The sequence below is a fragment of the Paenibacillus sp. FSL H7-0940 genome, assembly GCF_037979415.1.
In the GTDB taxonomy this organism is placed as follows: domain Bacteria; phylum Bacillota; class Bacilli; order Paenibacillales; family Paenibacillaceae; genus Paenibacillus; species Paenibacillus amylolyticus.
In genome coordinates, this window is the sequence record NZ_CP150280.1 from 6,164,127 (window position 1) to 6,190,232 (window position 26,106).

The following is a 26,106-nucleotide window of genomic DNA, read 5'->3' on the forward strand; positions in this document are numbered from 1 at the left end:
AGGGCTTCATAGAAACAGAATAGGGAGATGAAGAGACAATGCAGGAAGGTTCGGGTTACGGCCGCTGGGTTGCCGGCAAACGAAGCAAATGGATTACGCTGTTGGTATGGATCATTATCGCCGTTGTGCTTGGCATGGTATGGCCTGCTGTAGGTGATCGTGAAACCAATAACGCACAGGATCTGAGTGAATCTAAACCATCGGTTCAGGCAGCTGCACTTGCTGAGAAGGAATTCCCTGGTGGTGAGGGATTGCCCGCACTGATCGTATGGCGTCAAGCCGGCGGTCTGACGGATGAGCAGATTCAGAACATTCAGGCATTAACGGAGCGACTGGATCAAGATCCGGTAGAACAACAACAGTCCGTTGTGCCACTCTATCAATTGCCACCACAGGCATTGAAAGGCCAGCTTTCGGAAGATGGAAGTACTTTGGTTATGCCACTTTTCTTCAATGAAGGTGCCGATTCAGAACAATTGAAGGAAGCTATTGAAGCACTTGAGCAAAAAACACAAGACATCTTCGGGGCAAATCCGTTCGATGTAGCCATAGATGATACCAATACACTGATTGCCCGTGTGACAGGGCCAGTAGGGATATCCATTGATGCGAGCGGGCTATTCTCCTCCGCCGATGTATCCTTGCTGATCGCTACGGTTGTACTGGTATTAGTACTGTTGCTGTTGATCTACCGCTCGCCGGTATTGGCGATTATCCCGATCATTGCCGTTGGATTCGCGTATATGGTGACAAGCCCCATTCTCGGATTCATGGCGGATCAGGGCTGGATTACGGTGGATGCACAGTCCATTTCGATCATGACCGTGTTGTTATTTGGAGCAGGAACGGATTACTGCCTGTTCATGATCTCCAGATACCGCCAGATTCTCTATCATGAGCCGGACAAAAAGAAAGCCATTTTCCAGGCAATTACCGGATCATCTGGCGCCATTGCCATGAGTGGATTCACGGTCGTTGCAGCACTACTGGTACTGTTGCTGGCTGAATACGGTGCATATCATCGCTTTGCCGTACCATTCAGTCTGTCCATCTTTATCATGTTTATTGCAAGTCTGACACTGGTTCCGGCGCTTCTGGCGATCTTCGGTCGGGGTTCATTCTATCCGTTCGTACCACGTACACATGAGATGGAAGTGGAGCGTGCGAAGAAAAAAGGCAAACCGGCTCCTGCCCCGCGCAAAGTGAAGGAAAGCTGGATTGGCCGTGTTGTAGTAACAAAGCCATGGACCGTTCTTGCAATTACGTTGGTATTGCTGGGAGGACTGGCGGCATTCTCTACTCAGGTTAAATTCACGTATGATCTGTTGTCTTCCTTCCCGGAGGATGTGCCTTCCCGCGAAGGTTTCACCGTCATCGGTGAACAATTCTCCCAAGGTGAGCTGGCTCCAGTCAAAGTGATCGTTGATGCCGAAGGCAAAGAAACTGATCTGAAGCAACGTCTCGAATCGCTGGATTACATTAGCAAAGTAGGCGATGCTCAGCAGGGTGCCGAGAATGCCAACATTACCGCCTTTGATGTGGAATTTAATCTGAATCCATATTCCATGGAGGCAATGCAGCATATTCCAGATCTGCGAGCTACTGCGGAACAGGCGCTTCAAGACGCTGGTGTAGCTAATGTGGACAGTCAGGTCTGGATCGATGGTCAGACGGCTGAACAGTATGACATTGAAGTAACCGGAGAACGGGATGCCAAGATCATTATTCCGGTGGTCATCGGCATGATTACATTGTTACTACTGTTGTACTTGCGTTCAATCGTAGCCACAGCATACCTGATTGCAACGGTTGTTCTGTCGTATTTCTCTGCACTGGGTCTGGGTTGGATCATCATTCACTACGGACTTGGCGCAGATGCCATTCAGGGAGCGATTCCGCTGTATTCCTTCGTATTCCTCGTGGCACTGGGTGAAGACTACAACATCTTCATGATCTCTAGCATCTGGCAGAAACGCAAAACGATGCCACTTCGTCAAGCGATCAGAGAAGGTGTTGGCGAGACAAGCTCTGTTATTACATCTGCAGGTCTAATCTTGGCAGGAACGTTTGCGGTTCTTGCTACATTACCAATTCAGGTGTTGGTGCAGTTTGGTATTATCACAGCCGTTGGTGTGATGTTGGATACCTTCCTGGTTCGTCCGTTCATGGTACCGGCGATCACCGCATTGCTGGGTAAATGGGCCTTCTGGCCAGGAAAGTATGTGCCGATTGCAGAGAAGAATGAAGAGAAACAGAACCAGTCCATGTAATGCATGGAATGGGTGAGATGGACGGCGGGGCTTCAAGCCTGCTGTCCATTTCTTTGTTTTCCGAACGATGATGACCTCTACCAGTTGTCCTCCTGAGATGGAATGGTGGAACTGTAAAATATCCGCAGGATGAGGCGTGATCCTTGTTTTCTTTGCATGGGGAAGGTTTACGTAACCAAGGGTTATGGGACATAATAGAGAGAGCGTCGGCCTTGGGCAGACGGATGATCAACATCAATGGGACAACCAGGGGAAGGATGAAAGCAAGCATGACGAACCAACTTAATGTGTATTTTAACCATGACGGCGGCGTGGATGACCTCGTATCGCTGTTCATGCTTCTGCAAATGGACAATGTACATGTAACCGGCGTATCGGTTATTCCGGCAGACGGATATCTGGAGCCAGCAACAGATGCCAGCCGTAAAATTATCGATCGTTTCGGTACATATTCCGTAGAGGTATCCAAATCCAACTCCAGAGGGAAAAATCCATTTCCTGCGGCGTGGAGACTGCATTCCTTCTATGTAGATGCACTTCCTGTACTGAACGAATCCGGCAAAATGGAAGCACCACTCTCTGCCATTCCGGCACACCAGCATCTGATCGAGAAAGTGCGCAATACCGAAGGCAAAACGTTGCTCCTGTTCACAGGCCCACTGACTGACCTTGCGCGTGCACTGGACGAAGCACCAGACATTGAAGAGAAAATCGACAAGCTGGTATGGATGGGCGGTACATTTGAGCGTGGTAACGTAGAAGAACCTGAGCATGATGGCACAGCAGAGTGGAACGTATTCTGGGACCCGGAAGCGGCTTACCGTGTATGGCAGAGTGGTATCCAGATCGATCTGGTTGCACTGGAAAGCACGAACAAAGTACCTCTGACTCCAGCCGTTCGTAACCGCTGGGCAGCAGAGCGTCGCTTCGAAGGCGTTGACTTCTTGGGTAACTGTTACGCAGGTTGTCCGCCACTGGTGTACAGTGAGACGAATTCCACATACTATCTGTGGGATGTGCTGACAACGGCTTCCGTCGGACGCGAGGACATCGTGAAGAAAAAAACCGTAAACTGTATTGTCATCCCGGATGGTCCTAGCCAGGGCCGCACGGTGGAGCAAGCAGACGGACGTCCAGTACAACTGGTGTATGATACCGATCCAGAAGCGTTCTTTACGTATATGACGGATTTGGGTAAAAAAGCTGCTCCGCAGCGCTACTAATTCAGGCAGCCTCAGGGCTTGCCAACATTAAAGGTACAAAAATAAAGCCGCAGGCAGTGTCCGGAAATGGGATTGACCCCCATGTTCCCGTCCCTGCCGTGCGGCTTTTTGTTTTGGGCTGATCTATATAGATTGATAACAGCGATCGGAAGGTTGTTCTGTCATCGAATTGGCATGTGTGAATATTCTTTAGTTCAATCTATATAGCCGATCTATATAGCAATCTAAGCTGCCCGCTATATTTTAAATCGACCAATCAATCCGTTCAACTCACTGGACAATACCCGCAGAGATTCGGCGGATGCACTCATCTCATCCATGGATTGCAGTTGGCTTCCGGTAGCGTGCGATACCTTCTGGATGCTCGAAGAGGATTCGCGTGAGATATGTTCCATATCCTCCACGGAAGCGGACACTTCTTCTGCACTGGCAGACAGCTGCTCAGATGCTGCGGATACTTCGTGCAGACGTTCATTCATCGTCTCAATCCCGGTATGAATGGATGTGAATGAACGGCCTGCCTCCTGAACAACAACGAGACCGGATTGGACTGCTGATGTGCTGGCAGACATATGTTCTGACAACAGGGCAGTCTGGCGTGTCATCTCGGCGATCAGTTCGGTTACATGCTGGGACGATTGCTCTGATTCCCCCGCAAGCTTGCGAACCTCTGAGGCAACCACTGCAAACCCGCTGCCATACTCTCCTGCACGAGCCGCTTCAATACTTGCATTAAGTGCGAGCAGATTGGTCTGTGAAGCGATGCCTTTCATCAGATGTGCCACCGACTCAATTTTACCTGAGTACTGCTCCAGTTGAGAGGTGGAGGCCGCCATCTGCACATTCGCCTGATGAATTTTGTCCATACTGTCCATCGCCGTGTTGATGTTGGCCTGACCTTGCACCGCGTTATTGGTCGTTTCCTGTGAGACATCCGCAACCATGGAGGAAGAATTCGCAATATGCTGCATGCTGCGTGTAATCTCTTCCATAGCTACCGTAACTTCGCCCGCACGAGCCACCTGTTCAGCAGCTCCATTGGCCGTATGATTCGTATGCTCGGCAATACGCTGGCTAGCTTCGGCAGTTGCCTGCGAATGTTTGGATACTCCTTCTGCAGCTTGTAGCAGAGAATCGGAGCTTTGACGGATGCCAGTCATGACATCACGGGTACCTGTAACCAGATGTTTGAACTCGGAAGCGAGCTGTCCCACCTCGTCCTTGCGACTAAGTTCAACGTTGACGGTCAGATCGCCTTTTCCTACCTGGGTAATTAACTTCTTCAACTTCACCAATGGTCGGGTCAAGTAATGGGCGAATCCATACACCAGCAAGACACTCAGCAGAACAATAGCCAAGGCTGTCCAGATCATGGTCATACGGTTGCGGGACATCAGTTCATAGACTGCAGTAGAGTCCAGATCCGCACCGACCAATCCTAGTACTTTCCCGTCAGTCCCATGGATCGGCACATATGCTGTAATGGTAGCGCCATATTCATCCTGTGTGAGTTCACCCCGAATAGGCTCATTCTGTTCAAAAGCTTGCAGCATTCCTTCATAATGGGTCTCTTCTGCGGAACCGTAAGGGGAGAAGTCATCCTCTGCCACATCGGCAGCAGCCCCATCCACAACGTAGAAATATGTATTTGTTCCATTTTCTTCGCGTGTACCAAGGGTGTACAGATACTTGAGTCCATTGGCCTCTCGCAGCTGACTAAGCTGCTCACGCAATATGCCGTAATACGCTGTCTCGTCCTGTCCGGTACTGAGTGGTACATACAGAGAGGTGTCAATTAATGCAGCTGCCCGTTCACCCACAGCCTGTGCTTGCATCCCCATGGATTGCTCGACCAGTTGGGCCGATGAACGGTACATGGTAATGCCAAGAACCGCACCCGCGGCCAGCATCAGACAGGAAAAAAATAAAAAAATCCTCATAAACAAACTGTTCATTGGTAAAAGTGTTCCCCCTTGATCTGTTAAATCAATCGTCTTTTTGTCTCTTTACTTGGTGCTTGTCGTTCTTCTTTGGTTCGTATGTATTGTATATCAAATATACAATTTTCTACTTGAAATATCGGCATCCGGTCCATAAAGAATTAGCTCCCGAGTCAATTTGACCCGGGAGCTGGTTTCGTTTCAATCCTATATTGACCATGCTCATCATTGGAACACACCTCATTGTCACTACATAGAGGGGCTTCACATGACTGAGTGATTACGTCATTACATCGTTCCGCCGCCCTGGCGAACAGAGGCAGGAATCTTTTCAGGTCCCTGATTAATATATTTATTGATAAAAGTACCTACTTTGGCATCGTCGAATTGGTCGAGTTTCATCGTTTTGGTCCATGCGGTCACCACGACTTCACTGCCTTCGGGAATATCCTTGTTGGGTACAGCCAGAATACCTGCTCCAGCTTCGCGGAATTTGGCGAGGTATTTCAGATGTTCCTTCAAATCCTCGTTGGCGTTCTCACGATAATAGATGATGATGTCCCCGTGCTCCAGATTGTGTACCAGATAATTATAGCCCGGGAAGTCGGTGTAAAATCCAAACTTGATATCATGCGGATTATGCGGCCCCGATGTTGGAATTGTCATCTCATACTGAATGGGGTCCTCCGTATGGTCTGCCCCATAATATTTATCGTCCGTCACGTCGATTGTCGCGTTGGACTTCAGATCGGCTACATTATATGTTTTACCTGCCCCTTGCATGAAGAACAGACCAAACGTAATAATCGACACTGCCATCATTACATGTGCAGCCAGCCGAAGGGATCGACTTTGTTTCTGGATGTTCGCCCGCTCTTTCTTTTTCATGTGGCCCAGGATTTTTCCCTGTGTGCGTGATGCCCAGATATAGGCGGCGATGGAGAACAGCAATACAATCACACCTACGATGAGCCACAGGTAGGATGTACCTGCCTCGTGCTCCATTTGCATATGATTCATATGAGTCATGTCCATAGAGAGTTCCTCTGCTTTCTTTGTAAAATGAGTGATTAATACACTACACAATGTAGTGTTGGTGGCAATGGTGAATCCACTCATTACGTAACGGGAGTTGCTAGTTTTGTGTTTGTTACGTAAATAAGAACATACCTGTTGCACTACACATTATAGTGTATGATACATGCTCGGCGCAATGCTGCCTTATAAAACTAGAAAAGACCTTCCCCGTGTGAGCAGGGAACGTCTTAATATAATCTAATGAGATAACAGCGATCGGAAGGTTGTTCTGTCATCGAAGTAACAAGTGTAAACAGCTTTATTCCAACTGATATAGTTTACAGACGTCCAAAAGGCGAAAGCATCAAGCGGATCAGCCCAATGATAATCTCACCCAACAATCGATACAGAATAAAGAACACGACCACATTGGCGATCAGCACGCTGTACATGCTGTCGATGGCTGCTTTGGTACGATTCAGTGGATATTGGAACAGCACCGAGTTCAGCGCAACAAAGATAATGATATACGAGACAGCAAGCAATGAAATCGCGATGGAATACGAGATGATAATAAACAGATTCGCCAGAACAAGGGATACGACAGCAGGAACAAGCAATGTACCAAACTGGGCAACCAGTGTTTTGGGACGGAAGGTTATTTTTTCAATCTTTAGAATAGCGTACATCAGTGCAATAGAGGCAATCAGGATAATGACGGTGAACAACAGCGGTCTTAAAAATCCACCAATGAACAAGCCGTCCATGCCTATGCGACTAAAGGTAATTAAGAAGTATGTAGAAGATAGAACTGCAATTAGCGCCATCGTTAGCCATCCGTTTAGGGAATGCTGGTCACCAACGGTTTTCACCGTCTGATAAGGACGGGCCAATACACTGAGGAAATAGGATAGATACTGTTTGCTTACTTCTTTGGCTTGCTGAACCTTCTCATTCTGCACAATATTATTCCACTGATTGGAGCTATTGTCTCCTGCAGAAGCATGGTCATTGGTACCTGTTGATTCTCTCGCCTGTTCCTTGTGAATGGAGACGGATGGTGTGTTGGATGGAACGGATGCCTGGGAAGAGGTAGCCTGCGTGCTGGACCAACGGGTATATTCGGGTTCGGAAGCAGCAGATTTCGAGTTCGGTACAGGAGTTGGTGATGAGGTTGTTTGCGTTAGATTAGAGCCGCACCTCTCGCAAAAATGGGCATCTCCATTTTCGTGATTACATACTGGACATTTCATGGTATAAGCCTCCAATTTCTAGAAAATAAAAACATGTCAACATTGTGTCTCATTTTAACGGTTAATGACGAAGTTTGTCTATGTTTCGCAGGAATTAGTACCCATTTAGGGAAAGTTGAAACAAAGCCTCGAATCCTGTGTATGAAAACGGAGTATAGAAGCAACAATAGTATAGGAATGACATGCAGGCATATTAATGTAAATTCACTGTGGTTTAAGACGAATTGTTTTTAGTTGTTAATGTCTCATCGTTCGCTTTTATGTGTTATTCTCATGTTAACTATATCTTTTGGGTTGCCTATGATCGTATATTTATGTATAATCAATCGTGTTAACACGTCGAATGTACGGTAGTAAGAGATGTGGGTGAGTTCATGGAACTACTGGACAGCAATGAGAGCAAGAAGAAGATGTGCCAGTATTATAACGAAATCTCGAAGGAACTGTTCGGATTTGGCACCACTCTCCTGAGAGTGACCATTGACCAGAATATTGTGACCTTCTACGCGAAGCACCGACGTTCACCGCGCTCTGACGCCCTGGAAGGGGAGGCCCCCGGCTTAAAGCTGGAAGTGGACTTCCGCATGTCTGTCTTATATAAGAAGAAATTCCGGGAGAAGCTCGAGCAACACATGGGTTTGCCAATTGAAGCTATATTGCGGGATTATGATGCGTCCACTCAGTGGGCAATCACAAATGTGATTCTGGAACAGGCCTAAGGATGGATCGGCAGGATTGATTCTTGTTGATGTATGCAGAGGTTATGGCCCGGATTCATGATCAGGTTCCGTACAATTTCATATGATGGCGTCTGTCTTTGGATTGATTCTGAAGCAGAAACCGATGATGTACCGGCAGCGGGTGTCGCTTTCCTTTGTTTACGAAGAAAAGTGTTCTTGTTTATACAAGAGCACTTTTCTTTTTGTTTTTTCATACACATCACACATATCAGGGGGAATAAGGATCATGATGAAAAAGTGGATTAGCGGTTTGGCAGCAGTGGCAATGACATCAGTATTACTTGCAGGTTGTGGCAGCAGCACGGATGATGCAACAGGCGGATCAGGGAGTGGGGGAACCGCAGCGAACAAATTGGTTATCTCCACTTGGGGCTTCTCCGAAGATTTCTTTAATGAAGAAGTATTTGGTCCATTCGAAAAAGAACATAATGTAGACATCGTGCTCGAAGTCGGCAATAACGCTGAACGTCTGAATAAAATTCGTCAAGGTACATCCAATGTCGATGTTATCTACCTGTCTGATTACTATGCACAGCAAGGTATCGATGAAGGTCTGTTTGAGAAAATCGACCGCTCCAAAATTCCAAATGTAAATGACATTTATGATATTGCCAAAGCACCACTTGGTGAAGATTATGGCCCAGCCTACACGGTTGGACAGCTCGGTATCGCTTATAACCCGGATCTCGTATCCAAAGAAGTGACTTCATGGAGTGACCTGTGGGACCCGGCGTTCGAAGGTAACCTGACCATCCCGAATATTACGGCAACAGCAGGCCCAATGGTTGTGGATGCAGCTTCCCGTGTAGCCGGTAACGATACGTTTAATGAAGATGCGGCATTTGCTGAACTGAAAAAACTGAGCGGCAATGTGGTGAAATTCTACAGTCAAACATCCGAATTCGTGAACATGTTCTCCCAAGAAGAGATTGCAGGCGGACCGATCATGGAAATGTATTTCAAAGATCTGAAAGCAGCCGTGCCTAATGCGAAGTTTGTTACACCTAGTGAAGGTGCATATGCCGTGATGAACACAATCAATGTTGTCAAGGGCAGCAAAAACAAAGAACTCGCTGAAGAGTTCATCAACTGGCAGCTTAGCCAGGATGTACAAGCGAAATCTGCTAAAGCAAAAGTCGATTCCCCGGTTAATACAAAGGTTGAACTGACTGCTGAAGAAGCAGAAGGCGTAACATACGGCGCTGAAGTTGTTGAGAAGCTGAACAAACTGGATATGGAATTCGTGAATCAACAGGTTAAAGGCTGGACAGATCGCTGGAACCGTGAGATTGCACAATAAAAACAAGTAACCGACTGACTTAAAAGTTATCTTTGGTCAACATGTTTAACTTATATCATTTGCAGCAAGCAACCAATTACCGTATAGGAGTTGAGAACGGATGAGTGAAGCGCAAAATCGCATCATTCTGGACGTGGACACGGGGATTGACGATGCACTGGCGATTTTGCTGGCCGTCAAAAGTCGGAAGTTGGACATTCTCGGCATCACCACAGTCTGTGGGAACGTATCACTCCAGCAGGCAACAGAGAATACATGCAAAATTCTTGAACTCGCGGGTGCACCTGAAATTCCGGTCATTGCCGGAGCAGCTGGGCCGCTCACTCGCAAGTCGCATTATGAACACCGGGTACATGGACAGGACGGATTGGGCGGTGCGCTGCCTGATCCGGCCGTGTCTAAGAAAGCCGAGGAAGGTTTTGCGCCAGACTTTATCGTGGAACAAGCCAAGCAATATCCGGGCGAACTGACATTAATCATGACCGCACCCTTAACGAACCTGGCACTCGCGCTGATGAAGTGTCCTGAATTGCCTTCTTTATTGAAGGAAGTCATCTTCATGGGTGGCGTAGTTCGTGGACATGGCAACATTACACCAACCGCCGAGTACAACACCTACGCTGATCCAGAGGCCGCACGTATCGTACTGCACGCAGGTATTGATAAGCTTACCCAAGTCGGACTGGATGTGACGCGTCAAACATTGCTGAATGAAGCAACGATTGAGCGTCTCACTGATCCTGCACTGCGCGCATACGTTGCTCAGAGCACGGAGATTTACATCAACCGTTACGAACAAATGAACGGCGTCCGCGCTTGCGCTTTACATGATCCACTAGCCGTAGGCGTAGTCCTTGCCCCGGAACTGGTAGGACGCAAATCGTATTACGTCGATGTCGAAACCGCCAGCCGCCTGTGCGATGGCCAGATGGTATGCGACTTCCAAAATCGTTTGGGTGAGCAGCCCAACACCCTCGTCTGCGAAACCGTAGATGCGGAAGCATTCCTTGAACTGTTTATCAACGCATTAAACGCGTAGTTATGAACTTCACGGCATTGGAGTTCAGTCTAAAATTAACCCACCTATTTCGCTGGTAGTGTAGGGGACGAAATCGATTCTGAAGAAGCGAAGCGTTCGCCTTTATCCTTGGATTTTTCCTTCTACTAAGAAGGAGATCAAGAAAATCCAAGGATAACAGCGATCGTAAGAACGATTCGTAACCGGAACGGCTGGTGCGATAAACATGGACGTTTATTTTTGAAATGTGCGCCAGTGAAACGTGTGAATAAAACCATTTTACAAGTCAGGAGTATCGCGATGAAGAAATCAGTAATCTACTGGCTATTGCTGCCGGGATTCGTGTTTTTGGCGGCATTTATGATCATTCCGATTGTCCTGACGATCGGGTCGACGTTTTTCCAAGAAAACTCCTTCACGTTTGAAGGATACATGCATTTTTTCAGAGACCCATACTTTTTGAAAATATTGCTTACGACGCTGCAAGTCAGCGTGGTCACCACCATCGTCTGTGTGGTGCTCGGATTCCCGACAGCTTATTATATTTCGCAGAAAGCGCCGCGCCGCAAAGGCATTTTGCTGGCATTGGCGATCTTCCCACTGCTGACGAGCCCGGTCGTGCGCTCGTTTAGCTGGATGATCATTCTTGGACGCAAAGGGTTGATCAATAACACCCTTGTTGGTCTGGGTATCGTGGACAAGCCGCTGGATATTCTGTATACACCAGCAGCGATGATGATTGGTCTGACGCATCTGTTCCTGCCACTGATGATTATCTCTCTGGTGGGCGTGCTGGAAAACATTGACGGTGACCTGCTCAAGGCAGCACAAAGTCTGGGCGCCTCGCGTATTACGGCATTCCGCCGGGTTGTGTTCCCACTGGCTGTGCCAGGACTTGTGATCGGAGCTGTGCTTGTTTTTGTCGGAAGCCTGACGGCGTATACCACACCTGCCCTCCTTGGAGGAAAGCAACGCGTGATTGCTACGTTCCTGTATCAAAACGCCATGACTCTCAACGACTGGTATCTGGCCTCGGTTGTTGCCGCGATTATGATTGTAATTACATTTGTCGTGGTTGGTGTCATGAACAAAATGGCCAAAACTTTAAATCCGAAGGGGTAGACATATGCGGGAGAAACATATCGGGCTGGGCCTGTTCAGTCTGCTGGTCTTTATCTTTCTGCTGGGCCCGCTTCTGATCATATCGGTCACTTCGTTTGAACCGGGAACGGTACTCAAATTTCCGCCGGAAGGGTTCTCCTTCCGCTGGTATGAGAATATTTTCAACACAGGCGGTTTCCTCCGCACATTCCAGACGTCCATCATCATTTCCTTACTGGGAAACTTGTTGGCGCTGGTGCTCGGAGTACCGGCTGCGTATGCACTTAGTCGTTACGATTTCAAAGGCAAGTCCGTGCTGAACGCACTGTTCCTGTCCCCGGTACTGATTCCGGGAATCGTACTTGGTTTTACATTGATGAAATACCTGATCGTAATCTACCATCTGCCGATTTATCTCGGATTGTTGATCGGTCATACGATTATCATGCTTCCATTCATCATTCGGGTTATCGCGTCGAGTCTGTCGAGCTTTGACTTTGCAGTGGAAGAAGCTGCGCTGAGTCTTGGTGCGGGACGGGTAAGAACGTTCTTCACGATCGTGTTGCCTAATATCCGTTCAGGAATTATCGCTGCGGTGCTGATTGCCTTCCTGGAGTCCTTCAACAACGTGGACATCTCGGTGTTCATGACCGGACCAGGGGTAAGCACATTACCGATCCAGATGCTGACGTATGTGGAGAATTATTTTGACCCAACGATTGCAGCGATTTCCGTGCTGTTGATGGTACTGACCGGACTATTAATGTTCGTGATCGAACGGATCATGGGCGGATTTTCATACTTTACTAAACGTTAATTGGAGGCGCAGAACGCTATGGCATTGCTGACATTAGACCACGTATCCGTGGCATACGATAAGCAGACAATCCTGAAGGATTTTCAGTTGGAGCTGGAAAAAGGTAAACTGCTCTCCCTGCTCGGACCGAGCGGTTGCGGCAAAACAACTACGCTGCGCCTCATCGCCGGATTTCTGGAAGCATCACAGGGCAAGTTTATGTTCGGTGGCAAGGATTATACGAAGGTTCCGGCGAACAAGCGGAACTTCGGATTTGTATTTCAGAGTTATGCGTTATTCCCGCATCTGTCTGTCTATGACAACGTGGCCTTTGGCCTGCGGATGCGTAAGGTAAAAGACAAGGATATCTCTTCCCGTGTGATGAGAATTCTGGAAGTCGTTAACCTGAATGGATTTGAGAAACGTTTTCCACAAGAACTGTCCGGTGGACAGCGTCAGCGTGTAGCCATTGCTCGTGCATTGGTCATTGAGCCTGACCTGCTCTTGTTCGACGAACCACTCAGTAACCTGGATGCCAACCTGCGCCTTAACATGCGGGTGGAGATTCGCCGTATTCAGCAAGAGTTGGGCATCACAACGCTGTATGTCTCTCATGACCAGGAAGAGTGTTTCTCGATCTCGGATCAGGTAGCGATTATGAACAAAGGCGTGGTCGAGCAGCTCGACCGCCCGGAAACGATTTTCAAATATCCGGCAACGGAGTTTGTAGCACGATTCATCGGGTTCCATAATTTCATTGAATTCGCGGAGCGCAGTGATGCAGGTGAAGTGATTACACTGACCGCAGGTGGACGCACATTTACAGCAACCGCACATCCTGGAACAGCACGTCCTGGTGCACGCAAAGGTGCAATTCGCCCGGATGATCTGATCGTTAGTGGAGATACTTCTGCGGATGTGGTGAATGCTTTGCCGGGGATTATCAAGGTCAGCACGTATCTGGGACGCAGTTATCAGTATGTGATCGAGACGGAACTCGGTGACTTTACAGCAAATCAGGAGATGGAAACACCATACCTTAGCGGGCAACGTGTTAGCCTGATCTTCCCACAGGACAAGCTTGTGCTGGTGGAGTAGTCGTGAATGTAAGGAACAGTATTAAGAAATAAGAGCAGCAAAGAAGGCATTTCATGCGGTGATTCCGGACGAGGCAGTGGTACGCAATCAAGTGTAGTGCATCTGATTAAAGTGCAGGTTCATTGTTCAGTCCGGATCTGGTGAAATGCTTGTGAAAAAGGAGATTATGCCCCATGCGTGCAGATCAACTGATTGTGAATGTACATGTGTATAACAGTTATTATAAACGGTTTGAAATGAACAACGTCGCTGTATTGGACGGCAGATTCCTATATGTTGGACCCGGTGGACCTGAGATGATTCAGGCAGACGAAGTCATTGATGCGCGGGGAAGATACATGATTCCTGGCTTGATCGATATCCATCTGCATATCGAAAGTACGATGGTGACACCGGAAACCTTTTCTCATGGTCTGATTGGCTGTGGAGTAACGTCTATTGTCGCAGAACCGCATGAGATGGCGAATGTATTTGGGCTGGAAGGTGTGCAGGAGATGATGGCTGTGAGTCGGGACACCACCGTGGATATGTTCTATGCGATCCCAAGTTCCGTTCCGGCAACCCCGATGGAGACAACAGGCGGTTCGATTGAAATCGAAGATATGGACGTGCTGCTAGCCACTGGCGAGATCATCTGTCTGGGCGAGATCATGAACTATGTCGATGTCATCCGTGATCCCGAGTGCAAGACAAACCAGATTTTACAGCATATTCGCAAAAACTATCCCGATCTGGTGATCGAAGGACATACACCGAAACTGCTTGGACTCGATCTGCATCAACTGATCTACGCAGGTATTGATTCCGATCATACTCATCAGAGCATTGAGGGATTACAGGCGCGGATTGCGGCAGGTATGTTTATTGAAATTCAAGAGAAATCAATGACCCCGGAAGTCATGGAGTATCTGATTCAACATGATGTGGCGCAGCATTTCTGCTTCGTAACAGATGATGTAATGCCGGATTCACTGGTGGAGCATGGTCATCTGAATCATATCGTACGTAAAGCAATTCAGATGGGGATGCGTCCGGAAGATGCGATCTACGCCGCAACATCTACCCCTGCTTCCCGGATGAAAATGACCGATCGTGGCAGCGTGGCCCCGGGCAAAGTGGCCGATTATGTGTTGGTATCCAACTTGAATGATCTCTCTATTGATCAGGTGTACAAAAACGGTCGCAAAGCTTATGACGATTACGAACCGTATAAGCAGGAACGCATAACCGGGCAGTTCCCACCTCACTTCTATAAGAGTGTACAGTTGGAGAAGCTGGGCGTAACAGATTTTGCAATTCAGTTGTCAGACCCAAAAGTCAGTGGATCAGGTGTTGAACTTGCTGGTGAAGGTGAATACCAATGCCGTGTCATGATGGTGAAGGATGGTTCTACTTTTGTGGAAGAACATATTGCACCGATCCAGTCTGCGGATGGCGAATTGTTATGGGAAGAAAGCGGATATGCGCAAATCGCAACCTTTGAACGTTATGGTGTGAACGGCAATCGTGCACATGGTCTGATCGGTGGAGACACCATCAAACGCGGTGCCATTGCAACGACATATTCACACGACAATCACAACCTGCTGGTTGTAGGACGTAATCGTGAAGATATGATATTGGCAGCTAACACGGTAATTTCGAGCCAGGGCGGCTTCTGTGTAGTGGAAGATGGTAAGGTGCTGTCCCATCTGGAACTTCCCGTAGGTGGCATTTTGACGGAAGAACCACTTGCAGTGGTATCCCATCAAGTGAAGGAACTGAGAGCAGCGATGTTGTCTCTTGGGTACGTGCATTACAATCCGATCATGTCGATTAGCACGCACTCCCTTGCGGTAAGTCCAGCGCTGAAGATTACGGACCATGGCTTGATTGATGTGAATGCAGGTAAGGTTGTATCATTAATTGTTTAATCTGAGAAAACACCCCTGCTCACAAGTGTGAGCAGGGGTGTTTCTCAATGTATTAAAAATAATCGTCAGCATGCCTTCAATAAAGTGTGCTGCTCTTCATATCGTATATCGTTTGCTTATGATTATAATAATTTCTCTGGATTCTTTACTTTTATTGAAACAACCTCACCGGAATCTAAACAAACCGTAAATACTCTTTCCGAACCTAGTGCCATTTTCTTGTCCAATGGACGAAGATTGATGAAGTCCGAGGCTTGTACGAAAGACGTGCCTCCGCAATCCGTGCATTTCTTTTCAGAAGTATTCATCGCGTATTCCACCTTTTAGTAATTAGTGTTTAATGTGTTATTAGATAATTGTATTCCATTAAATGGAATAAAATTATCTATATGCCAGCTGAATAATGGGCTAATCCTCCCATGGAATTAATGTATCTCCATAGCATGATGTTTCATGGTTTGGACGAGGCATAGGAATACATATATAGTAAGAAGAGAATGTTTGGACGCAAAAGCAGGAGGATAGACAATCATTATGAATGAAATAAATGATGCTAAAACCATATTTTTCGACGTAGATGATACCTTATATGATCACTTGCAGCCGCTTCGTGGCGCATTACAGGATGTTCTTGGCCTGCCAGATGATTTTCCTTATGCTGAGGCATATCACCGTTTTCGTTATTATAGTGACTGGTTGTCTGCACAAGAAGATCTGTCCGCTGTACCGGAGCCGGATGCGGTGGAGCGAATGCGCCGTCGGAGGTTTGAGCTGACGATGGGGGAGTTTGGACTCCCACTACAATCGGGACAAGCTGGAGAACTGCAAGCACAGTATCTGAGCAGACAGTTCGAGATTGTACCTTTTGAAGGAGCATACGAGCTAATCAGAAGGCTTCAGGCAGAAGGCCATACCGTTGGTCTAATCACCAATGGAGAAGGAGAGCATCAACGGCGTAAGCTTGAAGCACTGGATGTGCTTAGTCTCGTAGACGAGCATCTGATTTTCATCTCCGGTACGACTGGTTATGCGAAGCCGGATCGCAGGTTGTTCGAATATGTGAGTAAGCAGTCCGGGACAGATGCCCGTTCCAGCTATTATATTGGAGACTCGTGGCGTAATGATGTGGTAGGTGCGGTCGATGCGGGGTGGACAATTATCTGGTTCAACCATCGGGAGGCGCTGCCGGAGTCCGATCATCAGCCCCATTTTGTAGCATCGAGCTATGAAGAGATCAGTCGTATTCTAACTTTTGAGTGTGTTCAAGCTTAAGGAGATTTATGTTTAAAGGAGCAGTCTTGTTACCGTCTTAGGTGCAGGTCTGCTTTTTTATATTATACCTTCTATAAAGGCATCATTAATGAGGTGTCTAACTCTTCGCTTTCAATTACAATTGCCATGAGTCCAGCTTCTGTTTTGGTTTCGTGCCATTCATGTTTATCCCAGAGAACCGCTTCGCCACAATGCACTTTGATGTATTCATTTGCTTCCCCTCTAACCCAGCCCTCTCCACTTACGATTAAAAGGAGTTGAGGAACTACAGCTTGATGATAACCTATGACCCCACCCTCAGTTAAATGCATACATCCAATATGAGCTGCTTTGTTGGTCTGCGTTATACGTGACATTACGAAATTAGAATCGAATTTGATAGTCTTCTTCCCTGACTCTTGTTTAAATTGAAATATCCTCATGTTTACCTCCGCAATAGTGACTAAGTTAACTTCCTATGATGGTAACTATCTTTATGATGGGTATCATCCTATTTCACTAATTTATGGATAATCCGATCAGATGAGTCTATCATAACTCCAATAGGTTGGGGAGAGTTTGCTTAAAATCATCTTTTTTTATTAGCCTGTTCCAACGTTTCTATGAAGCTGTACTTCATGGAATCTTCATTTGAAAGAGTATCTCAGAGCCTTCCCAAACAGGATATGCGGTGTTATAATTAAAACAAGATTTAGATTAAGTCTAAATTAAAAAGAAGCGAATCAAAGCAATCCATTATAAAATTCAAATTCTATTTTTATATTCGAGAGGGGATAAATTCCATGAGCACAATCCAAACTAGAAACAACACTTTTACTAACAACGCCACAGCACTTCAAGAGGTCCTGAACCGTCAGATCGCAGGTTGGTCCGTGTTGTACACGAAACTGCATAACTTCCACTGGTATGTTCAAGGACCTCATTTCTTCACACTGCATGCCAAATTCGAAGAACTGTACAACTTGGCTACGGCAAATATGGACGAAGTTGCAGAACGTTTGCTTGCTATTGGTGGACGTCCGGTGGCTACAATGGCTGAACAGCTGCGTCTGTCTCCAATTGAAGAGGCACAAGGACAGTTGTCTGCTGAGCGTATGGTAGAATCGGTAGTTGCTGATCTGCGCACAATGGTGGAAGTGATTCGTCAAGGCATTCACGAAGCAGGAGAAGCGGAAGATAACGCAACGGAAGATATGCTGATTGGATTCACCGCTGCGCTGGATAAAGAGGTATGGATGTTAACCGCATTTCTGGGCAAATAAGCAAAGTCACCCTACATCCTGACAACGATATGTAGAGTCCGTGAACAAAGTGTCCGTTCGCTTACAAAACCGGTGCGCTTGCCGTATAATGATGGCATTCAAGATGTACAGAATGGTGGAATGAACAATGCGGTCAGACCTGGAACAATTGCAGGAAGAAGCTGAACGGTTTATATATACATGTTATGAAGAGCTGGGCCATTCGCGTGAAGACGCGCAGGCCCGGCTTGTTGCCGTTATTGGCGAGATTGAAGTGACGGGTACCTATGTGCATACCACAAAAGAATTGGAGCAGGGTTGTAAAATGGCATGGCGCAACAGCAACCGCTGCATCGGGCGGCTGTTCTGGGATAAATTGCGGATCGTGGACGCCCGTCACGCTGATACGGCAGGAACGGCAGCGGAAGCTGTGTTGAATCATATCCATGTGGCATCCAACGGTGGCAAAGTAATCCCGATGATTACCATCCTTCCACCGGATGGACCGGAAGGAACTCCGGTACGCCTCTGGAATCATCAACTTGTTCGTTATGCGGGATATGAGACAGAGCAAGGTATTATCGGAGATCCTGCTTCGGTGGAGCTGACCAAGGCGGCGATGTCACTTGGCTGGCAAGGGGCAGGTAGCCCCTATGATGTGTTACCGCTCATTATTCAGGCACAAGGACAAGCCCCAGAGTGGTATGTTGTGCCAGAAGAAGAGATTGTGGAAGTTCTTATTGAACATCCGGAGCAAGCGGAAATTGCCGAGCTGGGCATGCGCTGGTACGGTGTGCCGATGATTGCTGATATGCGACTGGAGATTGGCGGTATATCTTATCCGGCAGCGCCGTTTAATGGTTGGTATATGGGTACAGAGATCGGCGCCCGTAATCTGGCGGACACGTTCCGGTATAACAAGCTGCCTGTGGTGGCGGAAGCATTTGGATTGAATACGTCGAGTGAAACGACGCTGTGGAAGGATCGTGCGTTGGTTGAGTTGAATGTAGCTGTGCTGCATTCGTTCAAAAAAGCAGGTGTGAGCATTGTGGATCACCACACGGCGGCAACGCAGTTCGATTTATTTGAACAGCGGGAAGAGAAGGCTGGGCGTGAGCTAACCGGAGATTGGGTGTGGCTAATTCCGCCAGTATCCCCGGCGACAACACATATTTTCCACAGCTCCTATCGTAATGAGATCGTGAAGCCGAACTTTTTCCGTCAGGATCAGGCGTATACCCTGAAAGATGGCGTGGAATCTGCCGCAGAACTGCGAATCAGTGAGCAGCAGAATGCACAGGTAGAGAATCACCAGCCGCAGGCCGGAGATGCACCAATGAAATGCCCGTTTGCACACTAAATTATGCAGATGGGTTATTTTTTGTGATCCTTTTTTATCAAACGAAGAACTACCCCTCTTTCAATCGATACCGACTGCGCATCACAGCCTGAACTACAATGGCAACAGCAATCAGCACCAGATTGAACACAAACACGGAGTACAGCGAGCCAACTTCCATAAGTAGCGCTGCAACCAGTGGAGACACGATGGAGCCGATCTCGGCAGCAGAGACAATTTTGCCTATGACAGAGCTTCGACTCTCGTCTGGGATGTGATCACCAATATGAGCAAAGAACGAATCCATATAACATGCACCGCCAACCCCGCCAATCAGCATGCCAACGTAGACCCATAGATGAGAGGACGTGCTTAGAAATACAACAACTTCGATTCCAATCAGGAACATGCCAAGCATGCAGAGCAGCAGACGATCGCCCATCCGGTCAGAGAGATAACCGACAAAGGGAGCAGCGGCAAGCGTAGAAATCCCTGAGACGGTGAAGGCGAGACTGGTTGCAAACGGGTCCCAATGCATGATGTGAGCTGCATACAGTGCAAAATAGGTGAGGAATACGGCGTAGGCGCTCATCTCCAGAAAATGTACCGTACCGTAGCCAACAAGCTGTTGACGCTGTGTGAGCCTTGCAGTTGGGCCAGACATTGTTGAATTGAGAGCTTGGTTGGATAGGGCGGTATCCGCAGCTTGCGTATGCAGTGCATCAGATGTTGTTGAAGATAAAGGAGGGGCAGTCGATACAGTAGTATGAGGGTGGGAGTCACTTGTGGTGGGTTCTACAACTTCATCCGTGGAGGGTACTGAGTGTGCTGAGTTGTCCAGAGGTTTTTGCTTAACGACAGCCGAATGATCTTCTAATAGGTGATCACTTAACGTACTCCCGGATTCATGTGTTGCTCTAGCTTGTGCCGTCGTCTTCATCCCCATCGCAGCGACCACGGCCATTAGACAACATACGGTAACGAGCAAAAAAGGCACCGACAATGGCCAGTGCAGCGCGAGCCAGCCACTAATGACCGGACCGAGTACCATACCGCCACCTTCACTACTGCTGATATATCCATTGTACAGGCCGCGGTTGTCTACATTACCCTCATCTCCGATGATGGAACGTACGACCACGGTAAGGCCAGTGGAAGCGAGCCCTTGCAGCAGTCGGAGCAGGCCGAATAACACCGCAGCAGTAGACAGCGCGAAGCCGCCCATACAGACAGCGAGCAGTATCAGCATGAGGATGAGAGCCTTTTTACCACCTAGTTTCTTATAAATTGCCGCTGCAGGAACGCCACCAATTACTTTCCCCACATAAAAAAGCGCAAAAATAACCCCCATCATCCAGCCGGACAGGCCGAATTCCTCAATAAACAAAGGAAATAGGGGCAGGATCATGAATCCGCCCATCTGACTTAAGAAACAAATGGTCATCAGCAAAGGCAGGTTACGGCGAATATCCAAGAGCCAAGACTCCTCTCACACATAAAATGGAATCCTAAAAATCCTTCATTTACTCCATATGGGTACGTATTATCGACATTACACGTAATGTATGCAGGATTTTTGAAAATAAGAAGAAATGACACGCGGCGTTTACATCAAAACCATTGCGGATATACCTGAATCATATATAATAGATGGGTTATCTATAAGGATGCATGAACGAAAAGTGTACAGACTTAAGAGGTACCTCAAGTATAAGGGGGCGATGTGAAGCATGTCAGAACAACAACCGATTATCCGCTTCGAAGCGGTGACTCAGCAATACGATCAGGATGAAGCCGTATTGAAGGCGGTCAGCTTTGAGATTGAGCGGGGTAAATTTTATACGCTTCTTGGCCCATCGGGCTGCGGGAAAACAACGATATTGCGGCTGATTGCCGGTTTTGCGGAGCCGACACAGGGCAGTATTTATTTTAACGGTGCGCTCATCAACCGAGTGCCTGCCCACCAGCGGCAGGTGAATACCGTATTTCAGGATTACGCGTTATTTCCACATTTGAATGTATTTGAGAACGTGGCTTTTGGTTTGCGGATCAAAAAGATGAAAACGGCTGAAATTCGCAGCAAAGTGTTGGAAGCCCTCAAATTCGTCAATCTATCCGGGTATGAAAACCGGGAAATTGGCGAAATGTCCGGCGGACAACGACAACGTGTCGCGATTGCACGCGCCATTGTGAACGAACCTGAAATTCTGCTACTGGACGAGCCGCTTTCGGCACTTGATCTGAAGCTGCGGACCGAAATGCAGTACGAGCTGCGCGAGTTGCAACAGCGACTGGGTATTACGTTTATTTTTGTTACACATGATCAGGAAGAGGCCTTGGCGATGTCGGATGAGATCTTTGTCCTGAATGGCGGTGTGATTCAACAGAGCGGTACACCGAATGATATCTATGATGAGCCGATTAACCGCTTTGTAGCAGACTTTATCGGTGAATCGAACATTGTATCGGGCAAAATGAAGCAGGACTTTGTGGTGGAATTCGCTGGCGCACAGCACGAGTGTGTCGATCAGGGTCTCCAGCGGGACGAGCCGGTAGAGATTGTCATTCGCCCAGAGGATCTGGAGATTACAACCGAAGACCAAGGCAAACTCAAGGTCAATGTGGATTCCCAGTTATTCCGCGGGGTGCATTACGAGATATCCACGTACGACGATGCGGGCAATGAGTGGCTTGTTCATTCAACCAAGAAAGCCGTTGTCGGCGCACGGATTGGACTGTATTTTGACCCGGAAGCAGTACACGTCATGCGCTTTAACGAGACCGAAGAAGAGTTCGACAAACGACTCGAAGCCTACCAAGAGGCCGCTCATGCAGACTAAGGCCAGCACACGCAATGCGTATCTGATTCCATATGTATTATGGATGGTGTTGTTTGTTGTGGCGCCGGTTCTGCTGGTCATCTATTATTCGTTCTTCGATGTGGAGGGTAACTTCACGTTTGGCAACTACGCCAGATTCTTCACACCGGTGTACTTGCAGATGACGCTCAGTTCGTTCTGGTATGCATTTCTGATTACGGCGTTCTCACTGCTGATCTCGTATCCAACGGCGTATATGCTGACCCGGACGAAGCACAAGCAGCTATGGTTGCTGCTGATCATTCTGCCAAGCTGGATCAATCTTTTGCTAAAAGCGTACGCCTTCATCGGCCTGTTCGGAACGTACGGTCTGACCAACTCCCTGCTTGAAGTGGTGGGTATTGGTACACAGCAGATTTTGTTCACCGATTTCAGCTTTATTTTTGTCTCGGTGTACATCTTCATTCCATTCATGATCCTGCCGATCTTCAATGCGCTGGAAGAGATGAATCCATCGTTGATCTATGCGGCGCGTGATCTGGGAGCCTCATCGTGGCTGACATTCCGCCGAGTTATCTTTCCACTGACGATTAGTGGAGTGAAATCAGGCTGTCAGGCTGTATTTATTCCTGCGCTGTCTCTGTTCATGATTACCCGCCTCATTGCGGGGAACCGTGTAATTACGCTGGGGACAGCGATTGAACAGCATTTTCTCGTCACCCAGGACTGGGGGATGGGTTCAACGATTGCCGTCTTTTTGATTATTGCGATGGCGATTATAATGTTCCTGACTGGATCAGGCAAGAAGGAGGTGCGTAATGGGAAGAAACGGAAAGCTGTCTAACGTCTATCTAGCCGTTGTATTCGCCATACTGTACGCACCGATTGCGTATCTGATCTTCTATTCCTTCAATAGTGGCGGCCATATGCGCAGCTTCGAAGGATTCACGCTCGAATGGTACAGAGAGGTGTTCGCTGATACTCGGCTACTCATCATTGTGCTGAATACATTTATCATTGCGCTGCTGTCATCAGCGATCTCAACGATCCTTGGTGTTGCAGGAGCACTAGCAATCTACCATGTGCGTCGCAAACGGACCAAAAATACGCTGTTGTCACTCAATAACGTGCTCATCGTGAGTCCCGATGTCATCATTGGTGCATCGTTCCTGATCCTGTTTACCATGATTGGCATCAAACTGGGCTTTACTTCGGTTCTGTTGTCTCATATTGCGTTCAGTGTGCCGATTGTTGTCATCATGGTACTGCCGAAGCTACAGGAGATGAGCCCAACCCTGATGGATGCGGCACGCGATCTGGGCGCTGGATCATGGCAGATTCTGACGCGTGTGGTGTTGCCATACGTGAAACCGGGTATTTTTGCCGGATTCTTTATGGCGTTGACGTACTCACTCGATGATTTTGCAGTAACATTCTTTGTCACGGGTAATGGATACTCCACACTCTCTGTAGAGATATACTCCAGAGCAAGGCAGGGCGTTTCGTTGTCCATCAACGCTTTGTCCACCCTATTGTTCCTGCTCACGGTGTTGCTGGTGGTTGGATATTACTTCATTAACCGCCGTGCAACACGGATACCACCCGGAGGAAAGGGGCTGCGACCATGAAGCAACTGGTACGGACATTTGCGCTTGTTTTTGTGGCCGCGTTTGCCCTGATGATCCTGGCTTCGTATCTGAACAAGAGTCAGGGGTATTCTGGCGGCAACACGCTGACCATCTATAACTGGGGCGATTATATCGACCCCGATCTGCTCAAGGAGTTTGAGGACGAGACAGGCATTAAGGTTATCTATCAGACGTTTGATTCCAATGAAGCGATGCTGACCAAGATTGAGCAAGGGGGAACCACGTTTGATGTGGCAATTCCTTCTGAATATGCGATTAGCAAAATGAAAGAGGAAGACCTACTCGTTCCACTCAATCATAGCAAATTGACCCACCTGGATAACATTGATCCGCGGTTCATGGACTTGTCCTTTGATGAAGGCAACAAGTACTCCATCCCTTATTTCTGGGGAACGGTGGGCGTTGTGTACAATCCCGAACTGGTGGATGGATTAACGTTTGATAGCTGGAATGACCTGTGGGACCCGCGCTTGAAAAATCAAATCCTGCTCCTTGACGGTGCACGTGAAGTCATTGGTATGGGATTGAACAGTCTCGGGTATTCTCTGAACGATACCAACGAAGATCATCTGCAAGAAGCGCTGAAGAAGCTGTCTACATTGACACCAAACGTCAGAGCAATTGTCGGAGACGAGATCAAAATGTTACTCGCGAATGAGGAAGCAGCCGTTGGGCTCGTATGGTCAGGGGATGCATCCGAGATTATGGATGAGAACGACAAGCTGGATTACATGGTGCCGGAAGAAGGCTCAAACCTCTGGTTCGATAACATGGTTATTCCGAAGACAGCGAGTAATATTGAAGGGGCACACCAGTTTATCAACTTTATGCTGGACCCGGATCATGCCGCCCGCAATGCCGAATATGTCGGGTATTCCACTCCAAACGCCGAGGCGCTTAAGCTGCTGCCAGAGGACATCTCCGAGGATGAACGGTTCTATCCAGACGAGACACTGACAGGTAAGCTTGAGGTCTACGATAATCTGGGCAAAAAAATGCTCTCGCATTATAACGACCTGTTCCTGGAGTTTAAAATGCACAGCAAATAAGAGGTAATAGCATCTGATAACGATTCACCGTGGCTTATTAAGTAGAGTCAATAGCGTGTGAACAGTTCGTTAGATTCTGAAAAAAAACAAAAAGGGTTGCTGCTCGTCATTCAACTGAAATGACGAGCAGCAACCCTTTTTTTGTTACCCGCATCAGAGTAATAGCGCATGAAGTGCCATATAAGATGAACATTTAAGATCAAACGTTAACGGAGGGGACAGAACAAACGAAGGAAGCGAAGCGATCGCCTTTATCAACGGATTTTCCCATTGCTAGATGGGATTCAAAAAAATCCGGGGATAACAGCGATCCGAAGTTGTGCTGTCACCGCAGTGACTCAGTTAATCGCACCCCATTCATCTTATATAATTGCCACTACATGCGTTTTTTGCGACCAACCATGATCCATGCCCCACCCATAATCAGCACAATCGCCACGAACGGTTGAATAAAGCTCAAGCTGCTCAGCATCGTACCAATCGACATGACAGCGAAGAATAGCAACGATATCACCGTTAGAATGTTGATGGGGATCAGCAACCATTTATTCCGACCACCGAACCAATACAATTCGAACAAACCAACAGCTACAGCCAGAATGAAGCCCGGCCACATCGTACCCCAGTTGTTAAACAGCATGGCGATCTGGCAGACGATACCAACCGTGAGCAGCAACCCACCAGGAACCAGAAGTCCAACCCCTCTGCCAATCATGGAGAAGTACAGCCAGTGGAAGAACAGTCCTAGTGGAATCACGAATAACGTGGGCCAGAAGGTCGCAAAGATCGTACCCGGACCGAGAGAACCTCCCTGGTTCAGAATCAGGTACACGCCCAGCAAAATGAGAACAGGCGCAAGGATCGTACGTTTAGCCATAATATCTCTCCTTCTTAATACAAGATCAATTTTCCGAACGGTTGTATGTAGAGCAATTACTTTCGTTATTCACAGCATACCATGAACTGGAAAACTCTAACCTCCGTCTTTGGAGTTAAAATGAACCTAGACCAAAGTCTAGGTAAGCATTTTGGACAACTACCTCTCTGTAGATGAGGGTGTAGTTGAAC

At 47.7% G+C, this 26,106-nt stretch carries 23 protein-coding genes; 16 read left to right on the top strand and 7 right to left on the bottom strand.

The window, feature by feature from the left end; all coding sequences use genetic code 11:
• Positions 1 to 38: 38 nt before the first annotated feature.
• A complete protein-coding gene (locus MHB71_RS27210) occupies positions 39 to 2,270 on the top strand; it encodes an MMPL family transporter (RefSeq protein ID WP_340028165.1) in 2,232 nt (743 codons plus the stop codon).
• A gap of 269 nt (positions 2,271 to 2,539) precedes the next feature.
• Positions 2,540 to 3,493, top strand: coding sequence for a nucleoside hydrolase (locus MHB71_RS27215; protein ID WP_127548851.1), 954 nt, complete (start codon positions 2,540 to 2,542; stop codon positions 3,491 to 3,493).
• A gap of 236 nt (positions 3,494 to 3,729) precedes the next feature.
• On the opposite strand, the gene MHB71_RS27220 is transcribed toward MHB71_RS27215, so the two are convergent.
• The 3 genes from MHB71_RS27220 to MHB71_RS27230 form a co-directional block, all read right to left on the bottom strand.
• Entirely contained in the window at positions 3,730 to 5,448 is a 1,719-nt protein-coding gene (locus tag MHB71_RS27220) for a methyl-accepting chemotaxis protein (RefSeq protein ID WP_340028166.1), read from the bottom strand.
• Positions 5,449 to 5,721: 273 nt separating this feature from the next.
• Entirely contained in the window at positions 5,722 to 6,468 is a 747-nt protein-coding gene (locus MHB71_RS27225; RefSeq protein WP_340028167.1) for a DUF3105 domain-containing protein, read from the bottom strand.
• Between the two features lie 320 nt (positions 6,469 to 6,788).
• Positions 6,789 to 7,703 (bottom strand): hypothetical protein, encoded by a 915-nt coding sequence (locus MHB71_RS27230; RefSeq protein WP_340028168.1) that lies wholly within the window; start codon positions 7,701 to 7,703, stop codon positions 6,789 to 6,791.
• A gap of 374 nt (positions 7,704 to 8,077) precedes the next feature.
• On the opposite strand from MHB71_RS27230, the gene MHB71_RS27235 reads away from it, so the two are divergent.
• The 7 genes from MHB71_RS27235 (at position 8,078) to MHB71_RS27265 (ending at position 15,669) form a co-directional block, all read left to right on the top strand.
• The gene (locus MHB71_RS27235) at positions 8,078 to 8,422 is read left to right on the top strand and encodes a Na-translocating system protein MpsC family protein (RefSeq protein ID WP_017691786.1); all 345 of its coding nucleotides are present in this window, start codon (positions 8,078 to 8,080) and stop codon (positions 8,420 to 8,422) included.
• Between the two features lie 250 nt (positions 8,423 to 8,672).
• The gene (locus MHB71_RS27240; RefSeq protein WP_036613093.1) at positions 8,673 to 9,743 is read left to right on the top strand and encodes an ABC transporter substrate-binding protein; all 1,071 of its coding nucleotides are present in this window, start codon (positions 8,673 to 8,675) and stop codon (positions 9,741 to 9,743) included.
• Positions 9,744 to 9,843: 100 nt separating this feature from the next.
• A complete protein-coding gene (locus MHB71_RS27245) occupies positions 9,844 to 10,782 on the top strand; it encodes a nucleoside hydrolase (protein WP_047840798.1) in 939 nt (312 codons plus the stop codon).
• 279 nt (positions 10,783 to 11,061) lie between these two features.
• Positions 11,062 to 11,883 (top strand): ABC transporter permease, encoded by an 822-nt coding sequence (locus MHB71_RS27250; protein WP_036612869.1) that lies wholly within the window; start codon positions 11,062 to 11,064, stop codon positions 11,881 to 11,883.
• Between the two features lie 4 nt (positions 11,884 to 11,887).
• Positions 11,888 to 12,679: an ABC transporter permease gene (locus MHB71_RS27255; protein WP_340028169.1), complete on the top strand. Its 792-nt coding sequence runs from the start codon at positions 11,888 to 11,890 to the stop codon at positions 12,677 to 12,679.
• An 18-nt stretch (positions 12,680 to 12,697) separates the two neighbouring features.
• Complete coding sequence (locus tag MHB71_RS27260) at positions 12,698 to 13,756, top strand: ABC transporter ATP-binding protein (protein ID WP_047840797.1); 1,059 nt, start codon at positions 12,698 to 12,700, stop codon at positions 13,754 to 13,756.
• 173 nt (positions 13,757 to 13,929) lie between these two features.
• Positions 13,930 to 15,669, top strand: coding sequence for an adenine deaminase C-terminal domain-containing protein (locus MHB71_RS27265; protein ID WP_340028170.1), 1,740 nt, complete (start codon positions 13,930 to 13,932; stop codon positions 15,667 to 15,669).
• Positions 15,670 to 15,791: 122 nt separating this feature from the next.
• Here MHB71_RS27265 and MHB71_RS27270 read toward each other — a convergent pair whose 3' ends face one another.
• Positions 15,792 to 15,977 carry a hypothetical protein gene (locus MHB71_RS27270; RefSeq protein WP_340028171.1) on the bottom strand — a complete coding sequence of 62 codons (186 nt, stop codon included), beginning with the start codon at positions 15,975 to 15,977 and terminating at the stop codon, positions 15,792 to 15,794.
• Positions 15,978 to 16,203: 226 nt separating this feature from the next.
• Here MHB71_RS27270 and MHB71_RS27275 point away from each other — a divergent pair, with 226 nt between their 5' ends.
• The gene (locus MHB71_RS27275) at positions 16,204 to 16,941 is read left to right on the top strand and encodes an HAD family hydrolase (RefSeq protein WP_340028172.1); all 738 of its coding nucleotides are present in this window, start codon (positions 16,204 to 16,206) and stop codon (positions 16,939 to 16,941) included.
• A gap of 71 nt (positions 16,942 to 17,012) precedes the next feature.
• Here the strand turns inward: MHB71_RS27275 and MHB71_RS27280 are convergent, their stop codons facing one another.
• Complete coding sequence (locus tag MHB71_RS27280) at positions 17,013 to 17,363, bottom strand: cupin (protein WP_340028173.1); 351 nt, start codon at positions 17,361 to 17,363, stop codon at positions 17,013 to 17,015.
• A gap of 360 nt (positions 17,364 to 17,723) precedes the next feature.
• Between MHB71_RS27280 and MHB71_RS27285 the strand changes: the two genes are divergently transcribed.
• Both MHB71_RS27285 and MHB71_RS27290 read left to right on the top strand, forming a co-directional pair.
• A complete protein-coding gene (locus MHB71_RS27285) occupies positions 17,724 to 18,203 on the top strand; it encodes a DNA starvation/stationary phase protection protein (RefSeq protein ID WP_340028174.1) in 480 nt (159 codons plus the stop codon).
• Positions 18,204 to 18,330: 127 nt separating this feature from the next.
• Positions 18,331 to 19,542 (top strand): nitric oxide synthase oxygenase, encoded by a 1,212-nt coding sequence (locus MHB71_RS27290; protein WP_340028175.1) that lies wholly within the window; start codon positions 18,331 to 18,333, stop codon positions 19,540 to 19,542.
• Positions 19,543 to 19,591: 49 nt separating this feature from the next.
• Here the strand turns inward: MHB71_RS27290 and MHB71_RS27295 are convergent, their stop codons facing one another.
• On the bottom strand, positions 19,592 to 20,995 hold the full coding sequence (locus MHB71_RS27295) for an MFS transporter (RefSeq protein WP_340028176.1): 1,404 nt from the start codon (positions 20,993 to 20,995) through the stop codon (positions 19,592 to 19,594).
• 256 nt (positions 20,996 to 21,251) lie between these two features.
• Between MHB71_RS27295 and MHB71_RS27300 the strand changes: the two genes are divergently transcribed.
• Genes MHB71_RS27300 through MHB71_RS27315 form a run of 4 tightly spaced genes read left to right on the top strand, consistent with a single transcriptional unit; the run spans position 21,252 to position 25,038 of the window.
• Entirely contained in the window at positions 21,252 to 22,361 is a 1,110-nt protein-coding gene (locus tag MHB71_RS27300; RefSeq protein ID WP_036612848.1) for an ABC transporter ATP-binding protein, read from the top strand.
• The gene (locus MHB71_RS27305; protein WP_017691799.1) at positions 22,351 to 23,184 is read left to right on the top strand and encodes an ABC transporter permease; all 834 of its coding nucleotides are present in this window, start codon (positions 22,351 to 22,353) and stop codon (positions 23,182 to 23,184) included. Before MHB71_RS27300 ends, MHB71_RS27305 begins: the two co-directional genes overlap by 11 nt.
• Positions 23,159 to 23,968: an ABC transporter permease gene (locus MHB71_RS27310; protein ID WP_062836831.1), complete on the top strand. Its 810-nt coding sequence runs from the start codon at positions 23,159 to 23,161 to the stop codon at positions 23,966 to 23,968. Before MHB71_RS27305 ends, MHB71_RS27310 begins: the two co-directional genes overlap by 26 nt.
• Positions 23,965 to 25,038: an ABC transporter substrate-binding protein gene (locus tag MHB71_RS27315; RefSeq protein WP_340028177.1), complete on the top strand. Its 1,074-nt coding sequence runs from the start codon at positions 23,965 to 23,967 to the stop codon at positions 25,036 to 25,038. Before MHB71_RS27310 ends, MHB71_RS27315 begins: the two co-directional genes overlap by 4 nt.
• 376 nt (positions 25,039 to 25,414) lie before the next feature.
• Here the strand turns inward: MHB71_RS27315 and MHB71_RS27320 are convergent, their stop codons facing one another.
• Complete coding sequence (locus MHB71_RS27320) at positions 25,415 to 25,915, bottom strand: hypothetical protein (RefSeq protein ID WP_017691802.1); 501 nt, start codon at positions 25,913 to 25,915, stop codon at positions 25,415 to 25,417.
• Positions 25,916 to 26,106 lie beyond the last annotated feature (191 nt).